Below are 15,268 nucleotides of genomic sequence, written 5' to 3'. Positions count from 1 at the left end.
AGAGAACTATAAAAGGCGCATATCACAGAAGTGCCGACGGCGGCGGGGCTTACCACAGAGGCACAGGCTGCCTCCCCCGCAGGCACATCGATAAAGGCGTCCGACGCCCCGGTTAATCAGTACTATATGGTGACTTTGTAGTTCACTCTGGCCATGTTCTCAGCGGCGGGAAGGCTCCTCTCTCATGCCGTGCTTTGCTCAGGGTGCTGACCATGTGGATTACTTCCAGCTGCAGGTACATGCCCAGCGAGTCGTAGGATTCCCAGCCTTCTACGATTTTGCCATCATTTATTCTGTTAATCACAATACAGTCTACATCGATCTTCCGGTCTGTGGCGGGGATGTTGGGGAGGTTGCCCGTGTGGGTACCCTTCATGATCGAGCGGGTGACTACCTTATCTCCTTCAGCGATCATGTCCTCGATCGACCGGCTGAGGTCCGGGAAAGCGCCTGACATCTGAAGCTCTCTCTTCCGGAAGTCCTGGTAGTCCATCACCTGGTTGAGCACGTCCGGTATGTGGTGGACATATTTTTCGGAAACCAGCTCGTCGATGACTGCAAGGTTCCTGCGATCGTAAAACTCTTCGTAGTACCTGCGTACCAGTGCCTTGTTATCTTCCGTAGCCGTATGAGGACCCTCCGACATGATGCTAATACTGTACAACTGTTCTTCTCGCATCATGATCTATCTGACAGGCTAAAAACCCGGAATTTACATCCGTCAGCCGAATCAAGAATAATTTTCAACCGGCCCGGGGCATGATCGCATCTACTTTGAAGATCATGTCTGCACGCCCGGTGACAGTAACAGCTACTACTGTGAAAAGGATGAAATCAAAAATGAAAAGGTCCGGGCAGATTTACCCGGCTCAATTTTTCAATCTGTTTTACTGCTCTTCAGCATAGGGGAATCCCGGGTAGCCGGGGCTCGGGTATCCCGGGTACGGGTAGCCGGGGTACGGGTTGTAGCCAGGGTACGGGTAGCCAGGATAGCCCGGGTTCGGGTTTATCGGGTACGGGTAGCCCGGATATGGGTAGCCGGGGTACGGGTAGCCTGGATATTTGTGGCCGGGGTCGCCCGGGGTCGGCTGCGGAGTCGCGGTCGGCTTAGGGCTCGGCTTGGGCGTCGAGGTCGGAGCAGGCGTGGGCCTGGGAGTCGAAGTCGGCGCGGGAGTCGGCGTCGGCGAGGGTGCCGGAGTGTACTTGCCATCGAGGTAGTCGATAGCGTTGATTATGCTGATCCTGCCGTAGCCATAGTTGTTGTTAGGTACGCCGGAGCCGAGGGGCTTAGCCGTCTTCTCCATGATTTCCTTTACCTCGGCCGGCGTAAGGTCCGCCTTCTTCTCGAGGAGCAGGGCGACTGCGCCGGATACCATGGGGCATGCCATCGAGGTGCCGCTCATGGACAGGTAGTAGTTATCGATCGCCTTCTGGTTGTTGGTGCCGGCTGCCCGGGTGGATACGATGTCCTTGCCCGGTGCAGTGACGTCAGGCTTGACTCTGCCGTCTTTGGTCGGGCCTCTGGAGCTGAACGACGCGATGTTGTCGCTCTTGTCAGTGGCGCCGACGGTCAGGGCTGCTGGAGTGTCTGCAGGGCAGCCGACGGTCTTTGCACTGGGGCCGCTGTTGCCTGCTGCACAAACGACAACCTTGCCGTTCTGCACAGCTCTGGTGACCGCATCGTCTATAGACTGGGCGTGGTCGTCAGAGCCCAGCGACATGGAGATGATCTGGGCGTCGCTCTTGGCTGCATAGTTGATGCCTGCGAGAATGGTGTCAAGGCTGCCAGAGCCGTCCTTGCCGAGAACCTTGATGCCTGTGAACGTTACTTCGGGGGCGACGCCCTTGTATTTGCCGCCGGATGCAGCGCCGCTGCCGCCAATGATGCCGGCGCAGTGGGTGCCGTGGCCGAAGTCGTCATACGCTTCAGTCTTGCTGCCTACGAAGTCCTTGAACTCGGTGATCCTGCCCTTGAAGTCTGGGTGGGAGCCGTCGATGCCCGTGTCAACTACGGCCACTTTAACGCCTTTGCCTGTATATCCCAGATCCCAGACCTGAGGGGCGCCGACTATGGGTGATGCTTCCTTCAGCGTGACATGAAAGACAATGTTCTTCTCCACGTATTTTACGTTCTTTAGCGAGTTGAGCTTCTCAGCAGCCTGCTCGCCGGGAACTTTAATGGCAATACCATTGATGGTATCGTATGTGTGGGTGATAGTAGCATTATTTTCAGCAGCGAAGGCAGTAATCTGGTCCTCCATAATGCTGGCCAGATCCTGGCTGTCGTCGAAGACTACGATGTAGGTGTTGTCATCGACACAGTTCTCCTTCGGAGTGCCTTGCATCGTCATGCTGGCGCTCGCGAGAATAGAACTCGCCAGAATTGCCAGACATATGACTGCAATTACAAGTATACGTTTTTTAATGGCTTATCCCTCCAGATGTTCTAATAGGACACATTGAGGAATAGGATAAATACTTTCTGAATTAACCAATAACGTTGTAATTACAGTTATTTACTAATAATGGGCTAAATTTTGCTTTAATTTTAGATAAACAGCAATAATTGCCTGCAAATGGTGCCGAAAGGCCTGTAAACCAGGCTATTTACTACCAATTGATTTAAGGTGACGGCACTTGCGACATTTTAATAAAATCCGGCTGCTGTAACCTTAAAAAAAATACACCTTCCCGTACGGGAAGGATTTAGTCTGAGCTTAAACGTTACCCGGCTGAATATCTCTTACCGTGATCTGGAAGTTCAGAGTCTTACCTGCCATAGGGTGGTTGACGTCGATGAGCACTGTCGTATTGTTCGGTATACTGTGGACTCTGACCTGCTGGCCGGTATAGCCTACGTATAACGTCTGATTTACATAAGGCGTAATATTCTGGGAAGTCAGGTCGGTCATGTTGACCGGTATGATCATCTCAGGGTCGTACTCTCCGTACGCTTCAGCCGGGGACAGGGTGACGTTCTTCGATTCCCCGATCTTCATGCCCATCGTCGCGTTGTCGAAGCCCGAGATCATGCTGCCTGAGCTTGCGATGAACGACAGGGGGGTATAGTCTTTCAACGGGTGGTAGATGCCCGCATCCTGCGCTACGGATGCAATGGATGTGTCGAAAATCGTGCCATTGTCGAACCAGCCGATGTAATCTACGGTGACATTATCTCCCGCTTTCACGGTCTTTTCTGCCGGCCCGGTACAACCGGCGATTAAAACCAGCGACAATACCAGCAGAATTGCCGGTATCCAGCCTTTTCTAGATATCATAATAAATCACTCACTACGTATTAGGAATACGTGGCAGGGCATATATTCTTTATCGCCAGATAATCCAACTCCTTACTACTGCCTGTTTATGGTTGCGGCGGCCTGGCAAAGTACCTCGGAATTCCGGAGGCATTGAGTGTATGCGAAATCGGCTTCAGGCCCTGATCTTTTTCACAAAGTTGGCATACGCCCACTCTGCCATTGAGCCCAGTCTGTCCTTCTTATAGACCACGTAACAGACCTCTAGCCGTGGATTGAACTTCGATTTGAACTGGTATAGACGGCGTTCTCCGGCTCCGTTGATTTCAAATTCCTTGCAGCCTTTGGCTTTAGCCCTCAGGATTGATTCCCATATCAAGTACTCGTTACCCGAAATTCCGTTACTTATTCTCGGGTTGCCCATCCAGTATATCATCTTGCCATGGTATATCGCTACTATGACAATCGAAATAATCTCATCTCCGTGCCGTAGCGAGTACATCCTCAGGTTCTCCGGGAATGCCTCGAGCAGATCACTCAAATATTGGGGACTTATGATTGGTATGGCCAATCCTTGTTCGGCATATCGTTTTTGCATGATTTCGTAAAACGCGTCGACATCTGGGCTCTCCCTGAATTCAAGGCCTTTCTTGCCTGTTTCCCTTATCAGGCGTCTGGCATCCTTGTCAAAGCCGGCCAGAATCTCTTCTAGCGGCGGATCAAGATCAACTAAGTATGTGTAGTTGCACCTCTCCAGAAAATCGTGCCACATAAACGGCCTGACGTCTCTGTGCCCGGGCATCAGGTGGATGTACGTGTAGTTTGGGCTGAGCATGTTGATCTCGGCGATAACGGCTTCGATAACTTTGTGCATGTATTTTTCCCTTTTACTGGGATTCATATCCTCTGCTGCTTTGAACAGTACGGGGCCGAGGTACGGGATACCTGTCTGAGGGGGTGACGTCGTCACAATCCTGATCATCAGGTCTTTCTTACCTGACTTCCGGGTTTTTGGTCATTAGTTTTTAGTTGTTTTCTCTTTGAGTTGTCGGTGTTCTTGTGTTTCTTGTGGGAATATTTAAGTAGTTAGTGTGTCCATATGGACATACTATGGGGAGTTTTATCAGAAAGAAAAAGGATGGGGATAACGAGTATTTCTATGAGGTAACTACCACCTACGATCCGAGCATTAAACGCAGCAGGCAGAAAGTCAAATACCTGGGCAAAAACATCGATGGAAAACCCAGTCGTGTCAGACTCTGTCATCCTAAAACCTGCTTTAATTACGGCGAACTACTCCCCGCTCTGAACATTATGAAAGAACTCGGAGTAGAGGATATCCTCCAGGGTCTTTTGAATGAGAAGGATTCCATGGCAGTACAGGCCTTGGCATTGAATCGTGTACTCAAACCGGTGCCAGCGTTAATGTTGGAATCATGGTACGAGTCATCCATCCTGTGTAAAATGCATCCGGGTTTACGGTTGAAGAGTCAGCATATTAGCGAACTCCTGGAGCGTCTCGGATCTGACGATGTGCCGGATCGATTTATGGACCGGTGGACGAGAGCGCATGGTAACGGGGCTGCGCTCGTGTTCGATATTACCAGCCTTTCATCCCATTCTACTCAAATAAGTCTTCTGGAGTATGGGTATAATCGTGAGCATAACACGTTGGAACAGGTTAACCTGGGCATGGTCGTAGATCAAAAGACTGGGTTGCCGTTAATGTATGACCTGTACCCCGGAAGCATTGTCGACGTGCTGACACTGGTTAATACGTTAAAACGGATCCGGACACGGGGAATAACAGAGTATTCACTCGTCCTGGATCGTGGCTTCTTCAGTAAAGGCAACATACGTGAACTGGTAAGGGAAAAGGCCAGTTTCATCATACCCGGGAGCCATACCCTGAAAAGTGTTAAAGAACTGATCAGTACTTGCCGGGATATCCGTAATCCAGTGTACCTCGAGAAATATAATGATAAAACCATTTACGTTAAACCGGTCAAGCTTGAAATTGATGAGGTTACTCTTAATGGATTCTTGTATTACAGTCCCACTCGGGAGCAGGATGAGAAAGAGTGTTTCATGAGCCGACTGTACGATATGCGCACCCGGTTGCAGGAGAAAGAGCTTCAATCCTGGATGAACCCACAGGATACCTTTGAAAGCATCACTGGCAGCCTGCAACCATTCTTCTCCTACAAGGTACGAGAGAACCGTTTTATCGTCGAGATCAAGAATAACGCGGTGGCTCAAAGATTGAATAAGATGGGCCGCTTCCTACTCTTGTATCATGGTGCTGCGCCCGCGTGGGATGAATGTTTAGCCATGTACCGGGAGAAGGACCTCGTTGAGAAAGCCTTCAAGACCATAAAAAGCGACGTCCGGCTTAAACCATTGAACGTGAAGAAGACTGAGACGTTGAAAGGACTCCTCTTCACCTGTTTCTTAGCGCTCAGTATACGAATGAGGCTGCTACGCTTGATGAAAGAAAACGGTTTGCTTAAAGAGTATACGGTCGAGTCAATGCTTTTCGAATTGGAGAAGTTGAAAAAGATCGAGTTAGAAAACGGCGAAATGATCATGACCGAGCCTACAAAAAAGGTTAAAGAAATCCTGAAAACCCTCAACCTCGAACCATAGTATGTCCAAAACCCCGGAAGTCAGGTTCTTATAGAAAAGTGGAAAAACCGAAATCAGCTCATCTCTCAGAAAAACCCCGTAGGGTAATAGCTGGTATCCGCTATGTCTTTCTATGATGTGGAGTAGCTCCCATCTGTGGAATATCGTGCTGTCCTTGCTTTCCTCTACAAATTTGTCCCAGGTCGGTTGATCCTTGATCAGCTCTGCCCGCATTGAAACCATCTTTGAGACCCCGGCATTCTAAGCATATTATATAAAATTAGTTATCATTATCTAGTATATATCGCTTTCTATATAACTGCCTGGTCAGCAAGCAAAAAAGTAATTACCGGATTTCCTTCAAGGTATACTTACTCGACCCCAGCCCGATGCTCTCTCCGTACTGGATCTGGACCAGGCCTTTCGTCTTCTCCCATGTGCCCTCGAACTTGTCCTCCCCGGGCTCGAAATGATCCTTGAGCCTGCTGTCCCGGAGCCCGATCTGCTGCTTCACGAGATCGAAGCTTGCCATGTCGATTGCTATCGGATCTGTGGAGGCCAGAATGCCGATGTCCGGGACGATCGGGGCGTCACTCCATGGGACGCAGTCGCATTCGGGCGTAATATGAATCAGAAAATTCATGTAGCCGATCCGCCCCTCCTTGCCCTGGACTGCTCCAAGGGCATACTCCGTCATCATCTCCATAAACGGAACGATGTCTTTCTCCCAGTTGAAGCTGATGGATCCGACAGGGCAAACGGTCATGCACTCGCCGCAGCCAATGCAGACCTCGTCGTCCACTACTGCGATATCCTGTTCCATGTGCACCGCAATCCTGGGGCAGACCGCAGCGCAGCGCCCGCAGCCTACGCAGCCTTTCTCATCCACGAGGGGCCGTAAGCCCCTGTGCTGATCCATCTTGCCTTCAGCCGGCGCGCATCCCATGCCCAGGTTTTTGATCGCTCCCCCAAAACCGGCCATGCCGTGGCCTTTGACGTGTGAAAGGACGATCATGCTCCTGGGCGAGAGGATGTCGCTCGCGATTTTCACGCTCTGAAAATGCTTGCCCTTAATCGGCACTTCCCGATAATTATCGCTGATCAGGCCGTCTGCAATAATGCACGGGGCATTCACGACCGAATAGCTGAACCCATGCTCGACAGCGGTGATGAGGTGCTCCACAGAATCATGTCTGCTGCCAGAATACAGTGTGTTTGTGTCAGTGAGGAACGGCTTGCCGCCCCTCGCCTTGATCTTGTCCACCACCTGCCTGACATAGACCGGCCGCACATACGTATCGTTACCCCGCTCTCCGAAGTGTACCTTCACCGGCACCAGCTCATCCTCGGCGATGATGTTGCCGAACCCCGCCGCGTCGAAGAGCTTCTGAATCTTGGTGATCGTGTTGACCCTCGTCTTTCCAGTCTTCAGCCTCGCAAAGTAAACCGTCGAAGTCATGCGGTGGACCCACCTTGATTAAATAGCACAACGCTCTAGGCTTGCGCAGAGATATTCTACACCGCCGCCATCGCCGGCAAAAAGTTCGGATTTGAAAAATGATGACGACTAATGAAATCAAATTGCCTTGTACTAAGGGATCAAAACAGGGTGCACAGGGCATGATGGAAAACGGCTCACCACAGTGTGCACAGAGACTCACAGAGCTACTATTTACCACAGAGACGCAGAGGCTCACAGAGACGCACAGAGAAACGGTTCACCACAGAGGCACAGAGGTACACAGAGACTTACTTCAATATCTATTGTATGCCCATCATTATATCAAAAAATCTCTATGTATCTCTGTGTATCTCTGTGCGTCTCTGTGCCTCTGCGGTAAAACAGTTCTCTGTGAGCTTCTGTGGTGAACATTTTGCAGTGTGAATACTGGCTGTATCAAATGATAAACCAGCCCGGCGGAGGTTGACCGGGCTGGCTCTGGCTGTTATTCGACGGGTATGCGCTTCATCGGCCCGTCGGGCTGTTCTTCCGGGGTGATCTTCATCTGCCGCTTGTCATACATCCGGACGATGGTGAGGGTCGCCGGGACGCCGATCTTTTCTTCGCTGAGCAGCTTGTGGAGGTCGTCCACGTTGTTGACGGGCTTGTCGTCCAGGCCGATGATAACATCGCCGGCTACGAGGCCAGTCCTGTCGGCGGGGCTGCCACGTTCGAGGTTGACCACAAGCACACCCTGGTTAGAGCTGAGCTTGAGAGACTCGACTATCTCGTCCTTGATGACCACGTTCTGGCCTGCAACTCCTATGCGGCCACGCCTGATCTTGCCGTCCCTCATCAGCTTCGAGGCGACGAACTTTGCGATGCTGGAGGGTATGGCAAAGCAGATGCCCTGGGCCGGTAAGATGATGGCGGAGTTGATGCCGATGACTTCTCCGGCGGAGTTCACCAGCGGCCCTCCGGAGTTGCCGGGGTTGAGAGACGCGTCGGTCTGGATGACGTCGTCGATGAGCCGGCCGTTGTACGTCCGGAGCGATCTTCCAACCGCGCTGACCACGCCCGAAGTGACTGTACACTGGAAGCCGTAAGGATTTCCGATCGCGATGACCAGCTGTCCTACTTTGAGCGACTGGGAGTCGCCCAGGGTGGCGTGCACCAGGTTGGGCGCCTCAATCTTGACTACTGCCAGGTCTGTGGCCGGATCGTCGCCGATCACCCTGGCCGGGAACTTTCTGCCGTCGGACAGTATGACGTCGATCTGGGATGCCTCGTGGACGACGTGGCTGTTGGTCAGGATATAGCCGTCAGGGGTGAAGATGAAGCCGGAGCCGCTGCCCGGCACCTCCTGTTCGGCCTGGTTGAAAAACGACTGCCTGACCAGCATCTTACGCTTGATATCTATCTTCACGACTGAGGGGCTGACTTTTTCTACTACACTGACCACAGTCCTGGAGTATGCATCGAGCAACTCTCCATCGACAGGCCTGGGGCTTTCATGGACAGTTCTCTCTGTCGCCTCTCCTGTAGCGGAAACTGGAATTGTTATGGGATCCATATCTGTATACCTTATGTGTTGTCAGAGTCTTTCATGAGCGGTTCATAGCCGGGGGACAACCCCATGGATACGCCAGCTGACTGATATTTACTTTTTGTAAATTGTAATTGTATTAATACTTTGTCTATACAGACATTGTACAACACTTATAAGTGATGTAGAGCCTATTAGGAGAAAAACGCCCGGCCATCCGGCATACTTTGTTCAGGCATGCCGGCCAGGCCAAAAATGGTTGTATCGATATTTTTAGCTGTATCTGACCAGTTCCATAGTGGTGGTGATCCGGGTGCCGTCGCTGATGCCACTACCTGCAATCTTGACCGGGATGGGCACGCTTTCATCCATCCACAGCGTAATCCCGCTATCTGTGCTGGTATACTTCTTTGCCCGGGGGAAGAATCCCATATCGACCGCTACTGGATCAATGCCATGGTCATAAAACTCTACGTTTGACGAGATGGTGGCCATATCGGCGTTCCAGTATGCGGGGTCGTCCTCGGGAATCTCTTTCTCGGTAGTTCCGTTGGCCGTTATGGTGGTAGCATGGCCACCGAGTATCCAGTTATTCGACTGCCTATAGTAGAGGTCTGTGATAGTGGTGACAGCCCCGCTCCCTTCGCCGATGATGCGGGTTTCTCTCATATGTCTCGCATCTGATACATTACCGTAAGGCACAATTTCGTACTCCGCCTTTAGCTTGCCGACGCGTACCGAAGTTTTACCGTCCGACGCATAGATGTCGTACTCGAACTCGTGGAACTTGCTCATGTCAAAAAGGAGCGCTCCGGGACTGATTATAGTCGTATTATCCGGAGTCGGCGTCGGAGTGGCGGTCGGATTACTGTCTCCCGGCCGGGTACAGCCTGCTATAACTACTGTAGCCGACAGGAGGATGAATAAGAGTAAAATGGCGCTGATTCTTCTTTTCATACTATCTGTACCTTGTAACCTGTTTGACTTTAAACTCTGTGCTCGTATCGGCCAGACCACCGGCCCGGCAGGAACTAGTCCAGTCGAGGGTCAGGCGGTACTCTCTCCGAAGCCGCGCTGTCGTCAGCATGAATCCTGTGTCAGATCGGTCGCTACCTGTCCTTGAATCGCAATAATAAGCTATATAGCTGATCACCTTTTACGATCTTTAAGCGTGATTTAATGGTAGAAGCAATAGACAGGAAAATGATCCTGCTGATCACGGGTATCGCCGCCTTTATTACTCCCTTTCTGGGCGCTTCGATGAACGTCGCCCTACCTCAGGTGGGAGCCGAGTTCCAGCCTGACGCCGTACTGCTGGGGTGGGTGGTGACTGCTTATCTCTTGTCTACTGCCATATTTATCGTGCCTTTTGGCAGACTTTCCGACATGTACGGCCGGCGCATCGTCTTCATCGCCGGTATGACGGCGACTGCTGTTTTCACGCTTATGTCTGCCGTATCGGACACCATCTGGCTGCTTCTCCTGTCAAGGGTACTCCAGGGAATCGGCAGCGCGATGATATTCGGCACGAGCGTGGCCATCCTGACGTCCTCCTTCCCCCCGAAAGACCGGGGCAAAGTGCTAGGTATCAACGTGGCCCTCGTTTACCTGGGCTTATCGCTGGGCCCTGTCGTGGGTGGCATTATCACCCAGCAGGTCGGCTGGCGGTACATCTTCGTCCTCAACGGAGTCCTGAGCCTGATCGCCCTTGGCTTTACCCTGTGGAAGCTGAAAGAAGATGTCCAGTGTGCCGAAAAAGCCCCGTTCGACATCGGCGGCTGCGCGATCTACGGTATCATGCTCTTCGCATTGATGTACGGCCTGTCCCTGCTCCCGGATATCTCCGGAGCCTTCTGGATTGTCGGAGGCCTGGTTGCGCTGGCGATCTTCATCTGGTGGGAGCTGAGGCACAAAGCACCTGTAGTCAAGCTCTCATTGTTCGTGAATAACGTCTCGTTCACCTTCTCCAACGCAGCAGCTTTGATCAACTACAGCGCCACCTTCTCGGTGTCTTTCCTGCTCAGCCTGTATCTGCAGTATATCAAAGGGATGGACCCCCAGACGGCGGGCCTTATACTGATAGCAGCCCCCGTAATGCAGGCTGTGTTGTCACCCCTCGCCGGCAGGCTGTCCGACAGGATGGAGCCGCAGTACGTGGCATCGGCGGGCATGGCTATCACCACAGTCGGCCTGCTGCTCTTTACGCTGCTCAGCTCGGAGACGTCATTGCTGTACATCGTAGGCAGCCTCATCCTCATCGGCCTTGGCTTCGCGCTCTTCTCTTCCCCGAATACTAACGCCATAATGAGCTCGGTAGACCGGTGCGACTACGGTGTGGCATCAGGCATGGTCAGCACCATGCGGCTCGTCGGCCAGATGCTCAGCCTCGGCATCGCCATGCTGACATTCTCCGTCTTCATAGGCCGTGTCCAGATCACCCCCGAGCAGTACCCGCTGCTAATTACGAGCATCAAGGTAGCGTTCATAATCTCGGCAGTACTCTGCGCCGCCGGCATCCTGGCATCTATGGCTAGAGGGAAGATGCGAAAAAACACTTCCGAGCCTGTGGTGCAAAAAGCGTGAACGGATCCGAACGCTGCGCTGTGTGTTTCTGATCGCTCGGACTGGTGAGGCAGCAATACGAACGCTGCGCTGTGCAAAGCCTCACAGATTCCACGGATGGTGCAGAATCTGATGATTCTGCCAGATTCCACAGATTCCTGATGGGATAGCACAGACGACGCAGAATTTTATGATTCTGATGGATTCTAGAGATAAACAAATAGTGTTCTGATTGACTATCTTATGATTGCTATCTGTGATCGAATTGTATTAGCGTATTCCATCTGTGATATTGTGTAGTAATCTGTGGATTCAGCAGAGAAATCTGTGGAATCAATCAGAATCTGTGGCATCTGTGAGGATTAGCACAGCGCAGCGTTCGATATGTAGTCTCGGGTATCCTATACAATCAAATAAGGCACAGCACAGCGTTCGTCTAGTTGAATCGCAGAGCCCTGAAAGATTTAAAAACTAAAACGGTTTAGCTCGTAGCGGCTGGTGCCTTCTTCCGACCCTTTTCCAACAAGGTGGAAGCTGTTTTTCTCTAATACCCTTACAGAACGGACATTATCGTTAACGACCTCGGCGATTATGCGGTCGACCTCTGTATGCTCAAACGCCCACTGTACCAGCGCTGCGACAGCTTCTGTCGCATAGCCTCTGCCCTGGTATTGCCTTAATACTGAATAGCCGATGGCTACGGTGCCGTTGACCGGTCTGGAGGTGAAGCCGCCGTTGCCTATTAAAATTCTCCGATCTGTCCTATCGTCGACCAGCACCCAGTACCAGTTGAGCCAGCCGGCCATATCGGGTTCCCGCTCGAGGTAAGCGGAGAACAGGCCGATGACGTCACGGATGTTTTCCGGGGGCCAGGCTTCGTCTTCCTCTTCACCGGGCACCCGGGCTTGCAGCAACTTTGAAAATCGGTCTCGATCGGCCATCTCAGCTCTGATCAGCTCGACGGTGGCAGCGATCAGCTCCAGCCTGGAAGTACGAATCCTGGGCTCGTGCATCTCACTGCCTTCTCTTGAAGACCTCGTCCGCAGCAGATAATGCATTCAGCGCCGCCGGGAATCCTGCGTATACGGCCATTTGCATGATGACCTCTACGATCTCCTCTTTAGTCCAGCCCGTGTTGAGGGCGGCGTCTATGTGTGACTTCAATTGGGGGAGGTGGCCCATCGCTGTCAGCGCAGCCACAGTGGCCAGTTCTCTGGTCTTTACGTCAAGCCCCGGCCTGCTGTAGATGTCCCCGTACGCGAACTCGAAGACGTACCTGTGCATGTCTGGCGCAACGTCTTTGAGGGATTCTACCAGCTTTTCGGCATTGTTTGCATTGATGTCCATGAGCAGCGATCTGCCGCGCTCGTACCGATCTTTCTCCATGCTATTCTCCGCATATCCCCATGCAATTCAGTTCGTATTAGAATTCCGGTATCCGAAGGTTAAAGCTCGCATCTCAGTCTTATCTATCTCCAATTCTATATCCTCCCATACCATATGTATTGAGTTTGTATGTACTCGGTACCACTTCTAACGCGTACATCATATCATCTACGATGACGAAGTCAGGATACTTTTTCGAGTAGTCTTCGTCAGCTGTACTGGTTATCCAGATCGCATAAACGCTCGTCAACTTTTCATTTCGGTAGTAGACCGGCGGATAATTATTATATTCGGTATCTTCACCGATTACTCTGGCATGCCAGTACTTCCTATAAGACGCACTTCTGCCTTCTATAGTCATTGTGTTATCCTTATCAAAAATTCGATATATTGTATAAAGAGTACCATCATTCATAATCTCCGTATCAGCCCACCGCCCGACTGCGCTGATGTTCCCGGTCAACGTACCTCCGTTTGTCCTGACCCCGCCTTGCGAGACGTCCCCACCCGCCATTAATAACAGTCCCGTATCCTGGTCCTGAGTATCGCCGGAGAATATGATCACGCCCGTCAGCATACCTGCTGCAAAGCACAGCAGGCCAGTAAATGCGATTGTAAATATGACTTCTTTTTTAATAACCATGGTAAAACCTGCATTAGTATGATTTATTACAAACAATTAAATAGCTACTGTTCGGCAGGCAATTAAAGAAAAAGTATTGTAGAGCCTTTGAAAACTCCGGCTCTACATTTGCCTGTTTTCCATCTGCATTGTTAAGCTGCCTTATCCTTGTCCCTGATCTCCACCCTGCGGATTTTGCCGCTGATAGTCTTGGGCAGGGCGGGGACGAACTCGACGATCCTGGGGTACTTGTAAGGCGCTGTGACCTTCTTCACGTGGTCCTGGAGCTCTTTCTTCAGGGCGTCACATGGGTCGTAGCCCTTTTTAAGGACGACTGTAGCCTTGACGACCTGTCCCCTGATTTCGTCGGGCACTGCCGTGATCGCGCACTCCACGACCGCCGGGTGCTGGATTAGGGCACTTTCGACTTCGAAGGGGCCGATTCTGTAGCCGGAGCTCTTGATGACGTCGTCAGACCTGCCGACGAACCACATGTAGCCGTCTTCATCCATCCAGGCCATGTCGCCTGTATAATAGAGGCCATTGTTCCAGATGGACTTCGTCCGCGCCTCGTCGCGGTAGTAGCCTTTGAACAGGCCCACTGGCATCCCTTTGCTGGTATCGATGACGATCTCGCCTTCTTCTCCGACTTCGCATGGTTTACCCAGCGCGTTGAGGAGGACGATATTGTAGCCCGGGGAGGGCTTGCCCATGGAACCGGGCTTGGGATTCATCCACGGGTAGGTGGCGATCGAGACCGTCATTTCAGTCTGTCCGTAGCCTTCCATCAGCCGGATGCCGGTGAGCTTAAGCCACTTGTTATATACCTCCGGGTTGAGGGGCTCGCCTGCTACCACACAGTACTTGAGGTGGGAGAAGTCGTACTTCGACATGTCCTCGTTGATGAGGAACCTGTAGATTGTGGGCGGGGCACAGAAAGTGGTGACCTTGTATTTCTGGTTCATCTCCAGCAGGTTCACAGGGTTGAACTGCTCGTAGTCGTAGGCGAATACGGCCGTGCCTGCTATCCACTGGCCGTATATTTTGCCCCAGACTGCCTTTGCCCACCCGGTATCTGCCACCGTGTAGTGGAGGCCGTTGTCCATGACGTTCTGCCAGTACTTTGCCGTGAGGATATGCCCCAGCGGGTAGGCGAAGTCGTGCACCACCATCTTGGGCATGCCGGTAGTTCCCGAGGTGAAGTACAGGATAGAGATGTCCTCATTCTTCGTGGCCTCTTCGCCGGTCGGCCGCTCGAAGTGATCACCAGCCTTCTCTACCTCTGTATCAAAGTCGATCCAGCCGGGATGATTGCCGTTCACAACCACTTTATACTTAAGGATGTCCGGGCACTCTTTCTGGGCAGCGTCGACTGCCGGAACGAGGTATTTGTCCTCTGCCGCTATCATCATCTTGATATCGGCGAGCTTTAGCCTGTACACGATATCTTTAGTCGTGAGCATGTGGGTGGCAGGGATGGCGATCGCACCGATCCTGTGGAGCGCGAGCATGATGGGCCACCATTCATACCTGCCCTTGAGGGCTAACATGACCGCGTCGCCCTTTCTGATCCCGATGCTCTTGAACAGATTGGCTGCCCTGTCGCTCATCAGCTTCATTTCGGAGAAGCTGATGATCTTCTCTCCGCCGAAGTCGTCGCACCAGACGAGGGCGATCTTGTCGGGGCTCTCTCTGGCGTAGACGTCTACGACATCATAGGCGAAGTTGAAGTTTTCAGGGACTTTGATCTTGAGGTTCTGTCTGAAATCTTCGTAAGAATTGAATTCGGTCCTGTCCAGGAACTTGTGTAACAATGACATTTTTTTACC

General features: G+C 51.9%; 13 protein-coding genes. 2 read left to right on the top strand and 11 right to left on the bottom strand.

Annotated elements, in window-relative coordinates; translation table 11 throughout:
* Positions 1 to 142: 142 nt before the first annotated feature.
* From RCI_RS01665 to RCI_RS01650, 4 genes are all read right to left on the bottom strand, one after another.
* Entirely contained in the window at positions 143 to 682 is a 540-nt protein-coding gene (locus RCI_RS01665) for an ester cyclase (RefSeq protein ID WP_012034650.1), read from the bottom strand.
* Between the two features lie 205 nt (positions 683 to 887).
* The gene (locus tag RCI_RS01660; RefSeq protein WP_012034649.1) at positions 888 to 2,351 is read right to left on the bottom strand and encodes a S8 family serine peptidase; all 1,464 of its coding nucleotides are present in this window, start codon (positions 2,349 to 2,351) and stop codon (positions 888 to 890) included.
* A gap of 366 nt (positions 2,352 to 2,717) precedes the next feature.
* Positions 2,718 to 3,278, bottom strand: a complete 561-nt coding sequence (locus RCI_RS01655; RefSeq protein WP_012034648.1) for an FKBP-type peptidyl-prolyl cis-trans isomerase — start codon at positions 3,276 to 3,278, stop codon at positions 2,718 to 2,720.
* Positions 3,279 to 3,432: 154 nt separating this feature from the next.
* Positions 3,433 to 4,239 carry a GNAT family N-acetyltransferase gene (locus RCI_RS01650; RefSeq protein ID WP_012034647.1) on the bottom strand — a complete coding sequence of 269 codons (807 nt, stop codon included), beginning with the start codon at positions 4,237 to 4,239 and terminating at the stop codon, positions 3,433 to 3,435.
* 128 nt (positions 4,240 to 4,367) lie between these two features.
* Between RCI_RS01650 and RCI_RS01645 the strand changes: the two genes are divergently transcribed.
* The gene (locus tag RCI_RS01645) at positions 4,368 to 5,903 is read left to right on the top strand and encodes an IS1634 family transposase (RefSeq protein WP_012034646.1); all 1,536 of its coding nucleotides are present in this window, start codon (positions 4,368 to 4,370) and stop codon (positions 5,901 to 5,903) included.
* Between the two features lie 325 nt (positions 5,904 to 6,228).
* Here the strand turns inward: RCI_RS01645 and RCI_RS01640 are convergent, their stop codons facing one another.
* The 3 genes from RCI_RS01640 to RCI_RS01630 form a co-directional block, all read right to left on the bottom strand.
* The gene (locus RCI_RS01640) at positions 6,229 to 7,341 is read right to left on the bottom strand and encodes a DUF362 domain-containing protein (protein ID WP_012034645.1); all 1,113 of its coding nucleotides are present in this window, start codon (positions 7,339 to 7,341) and stop codon (positions 6,229 to 6,231) included.
* A gap of 487 nt (positions 7,342 to 7,828) precedes the next feature.
* Entirely contained in the window at positions 7,829 to 8,896 is a 1,068-nt protein-coding gene (locus RCI_RS01635; RefSeq protein WP_012034644.1) for a S1C family serine protease, read from the bottom strand.
* A 246-nt stretch (positions 8,897 to 9,142) separates the two neighbouring features.
* Complete coding sequence (locus tag RCI_RS01630) at positions 9,143 to 9,826, bottom strand: hypothetical protein (RefSeq protein ID WP_048197831.1); 684 nt, start codon at positions 9,824 to 9,826, stop codon at positions 9,143 to 9,145.
* Between the two features lie 222 nt (positions 9,827 to 10,048).
* Here RCI_RS01630 and RCI_RS01625 point away from each other — a divergent pair, with 222 nt between their 5' ends.
* A complete protein-coding gene (locus RCI_RS01625) occupies positions 10,049 to 11,452 on the top strand; it encodes an MFS transporter (protein ID WP_012034642.1) in 1,404 nt (467 codons plus the stop codon).
* A 443-nt stretch (positions 11,453 to 11,895) separates the two neighbouring features.
* Here the strand turns inward: RCI_RS01625 and RCI_RS01620 are convergent, their stop codons facing one another.
* The 4 genes from RCI_RS01620 to RCI_RS01605 form a co-directional block, all read right to left on the bottom strand.
* On the bottom strand, positions 11,896 to 12,489 hold the full coding sequence (locus tag RCI_RS01620) for a GNAT family N-acetyltransferase (protein WP_081477259.1): 594 nt from the start codon (positions 12,487 to 12,489) through the stop codon (positions 11,896 to 11,898).
* Positions 12,446 to 12,817 (bottom strand): carboxymuconolactone decarboxylase family protein, encoded by a 372-nt coding sequence (locus RCI_RS01615; protein WP_012034640.1) that lies wholly within the window; start codon positions 12,815 to 12,817, stop codon positions 12,446 to 12,448. The genes RCI_RS01620 and RCI_RS01615 overlap by 44 nt, the downstream gene beginning before the upstream one ends.
* 79 nt (positions 12,818 to 12,896) lie before the next feature.
* Positions 12,897 to 13,460 carry a hypothetical protein gene (locus RCI_RS01610; protein WP_048197830.1) on the bottom strand — a complete coding sequence of 188 codons (564 nt, stop codon included), beginning with the start codon at positions 13,458 to 13,460 and terminating at the stop codon, positions 12,897 to 12,899.
* Positions 13,461 to 13,591: 131 nt separating this feature from the next.
* Positions 13,592 to 15,259 (bottom strand): AMP-binding protein, encoded by a 1,668-nt coding sequence (locus RCI_RS01605; RefSeq protein ID WP_048197829.1) that lies wholly within the window; start codon positions 15,257 to 15,259, stop codon positions 13,592 to 13,594.
* Between the last annotated feature and the right edge of the window lie 9 nt (positions 15,260 to 15,268).

Source organism: Methanocella arvoryzae MRE50 (genome assembly GCF_000063445.1).
In the GTDB taxonomy this organism is placed as follows: Archaea; Halobacteriota; Methanocellia; order Methanocellales; family Methanocellaceae; genus Methanocella_A; species Methanocella_A arvoryzae.
This window is presented reverse-complemented; position numbering and strand designations above follow the sequence as displayed.

Bases quoted from the DNA above. Each gene is read 5' to 3' on its own strand.
- RCI_RS01605 (WP_048197829.1), bottom strand. From the start codon at position 15,259: ATGTCATTGTTACACAAGTTCCTGGACAGGACCGAATTCAATTCTTAC.
- RCI_RS01630 (WP_048197831.1), bottom strand. From the start codon at position 9,826: ATGAAAAGAAGAATCAGCGCCATTTTACTCTTATTCATCCTCCTGTCG.
- RCI_RS01635 (WP_012034644.1), bottom strand. From the start codon at position 8,896: ATGGATCCCATAACAATTCCAGTTTCCGCTACAGGAGAGGCGACAGAG.
- RCI_RS01625 (WP_012034642.1), top strand. From the start codon at position 10,049: ATGGTAGAAGCAATAGACAGGAAAATGATCCTGCTGATCACGGGTATC.
- RCI_RS01660 (WP_012034649.1), bottom strand. From the start codon at position 2,351: ATGACGATGCAAGGCACTCCGAAGGAGAACTGTGTCGATGACAACACC.
- RCI_RS01650 (WP_012034647.1), bottom strand. From the start codon at position 4,239: ATGATCAGGATTGTGACGACGTCACCCCCTCAGACAGGTATCCCGTAC.
- RCI_RS01665 (WP_012034650.1), bottom strand. From the start codon at position 682: ATGATGCGAGAAGAACAGTTGTACAGTATTAGCATCATGTCGGAGGGT.
- RCI_RS01655 (WP_012034648.1), bottom strand. From the start codon at position 3,278: ATGATATCTAGAAAAGGCTGGATACCGGCAATTCTGCTGGTATTGTCG.
- RCI_RS01640 (WP_012034645.1), bottom strand. From the start codon at position 7,341: ATGACTTCGACGGTTTACTTTGCGAGGCTGAAGACTGGAAAGACGAGG.
- RCI_RS01610 (WP_048197830.1), bottom strand. From the start codon at position 13,460: ATGGTTATTAAAAAAGAAGTCATATTTACAATCGCATTTACTGGCCTG.
- RCI_RS01620 (WP_081477259.1), bottom strand. From the start codon at position 12,489: ATGCATTATCTGCTGCGGACGAGGTCTTCAAGAGAAGGCAGTGAGATG.
- RCI_RS01645 (WP_012034646.1), top strand. From the start codon at position 4,368: ATGGGGAGTTTTATCAGAAAGAAAAAGGATGGGGATAACGAGTATTTC.
- RCI_RS01615 (WP_012034640.1), bottom strand. From the start codon at position 12,817: ATGGAGAAAGATCGGTACGAGCGCGGCAGATCGCTGCTCATGGACATC.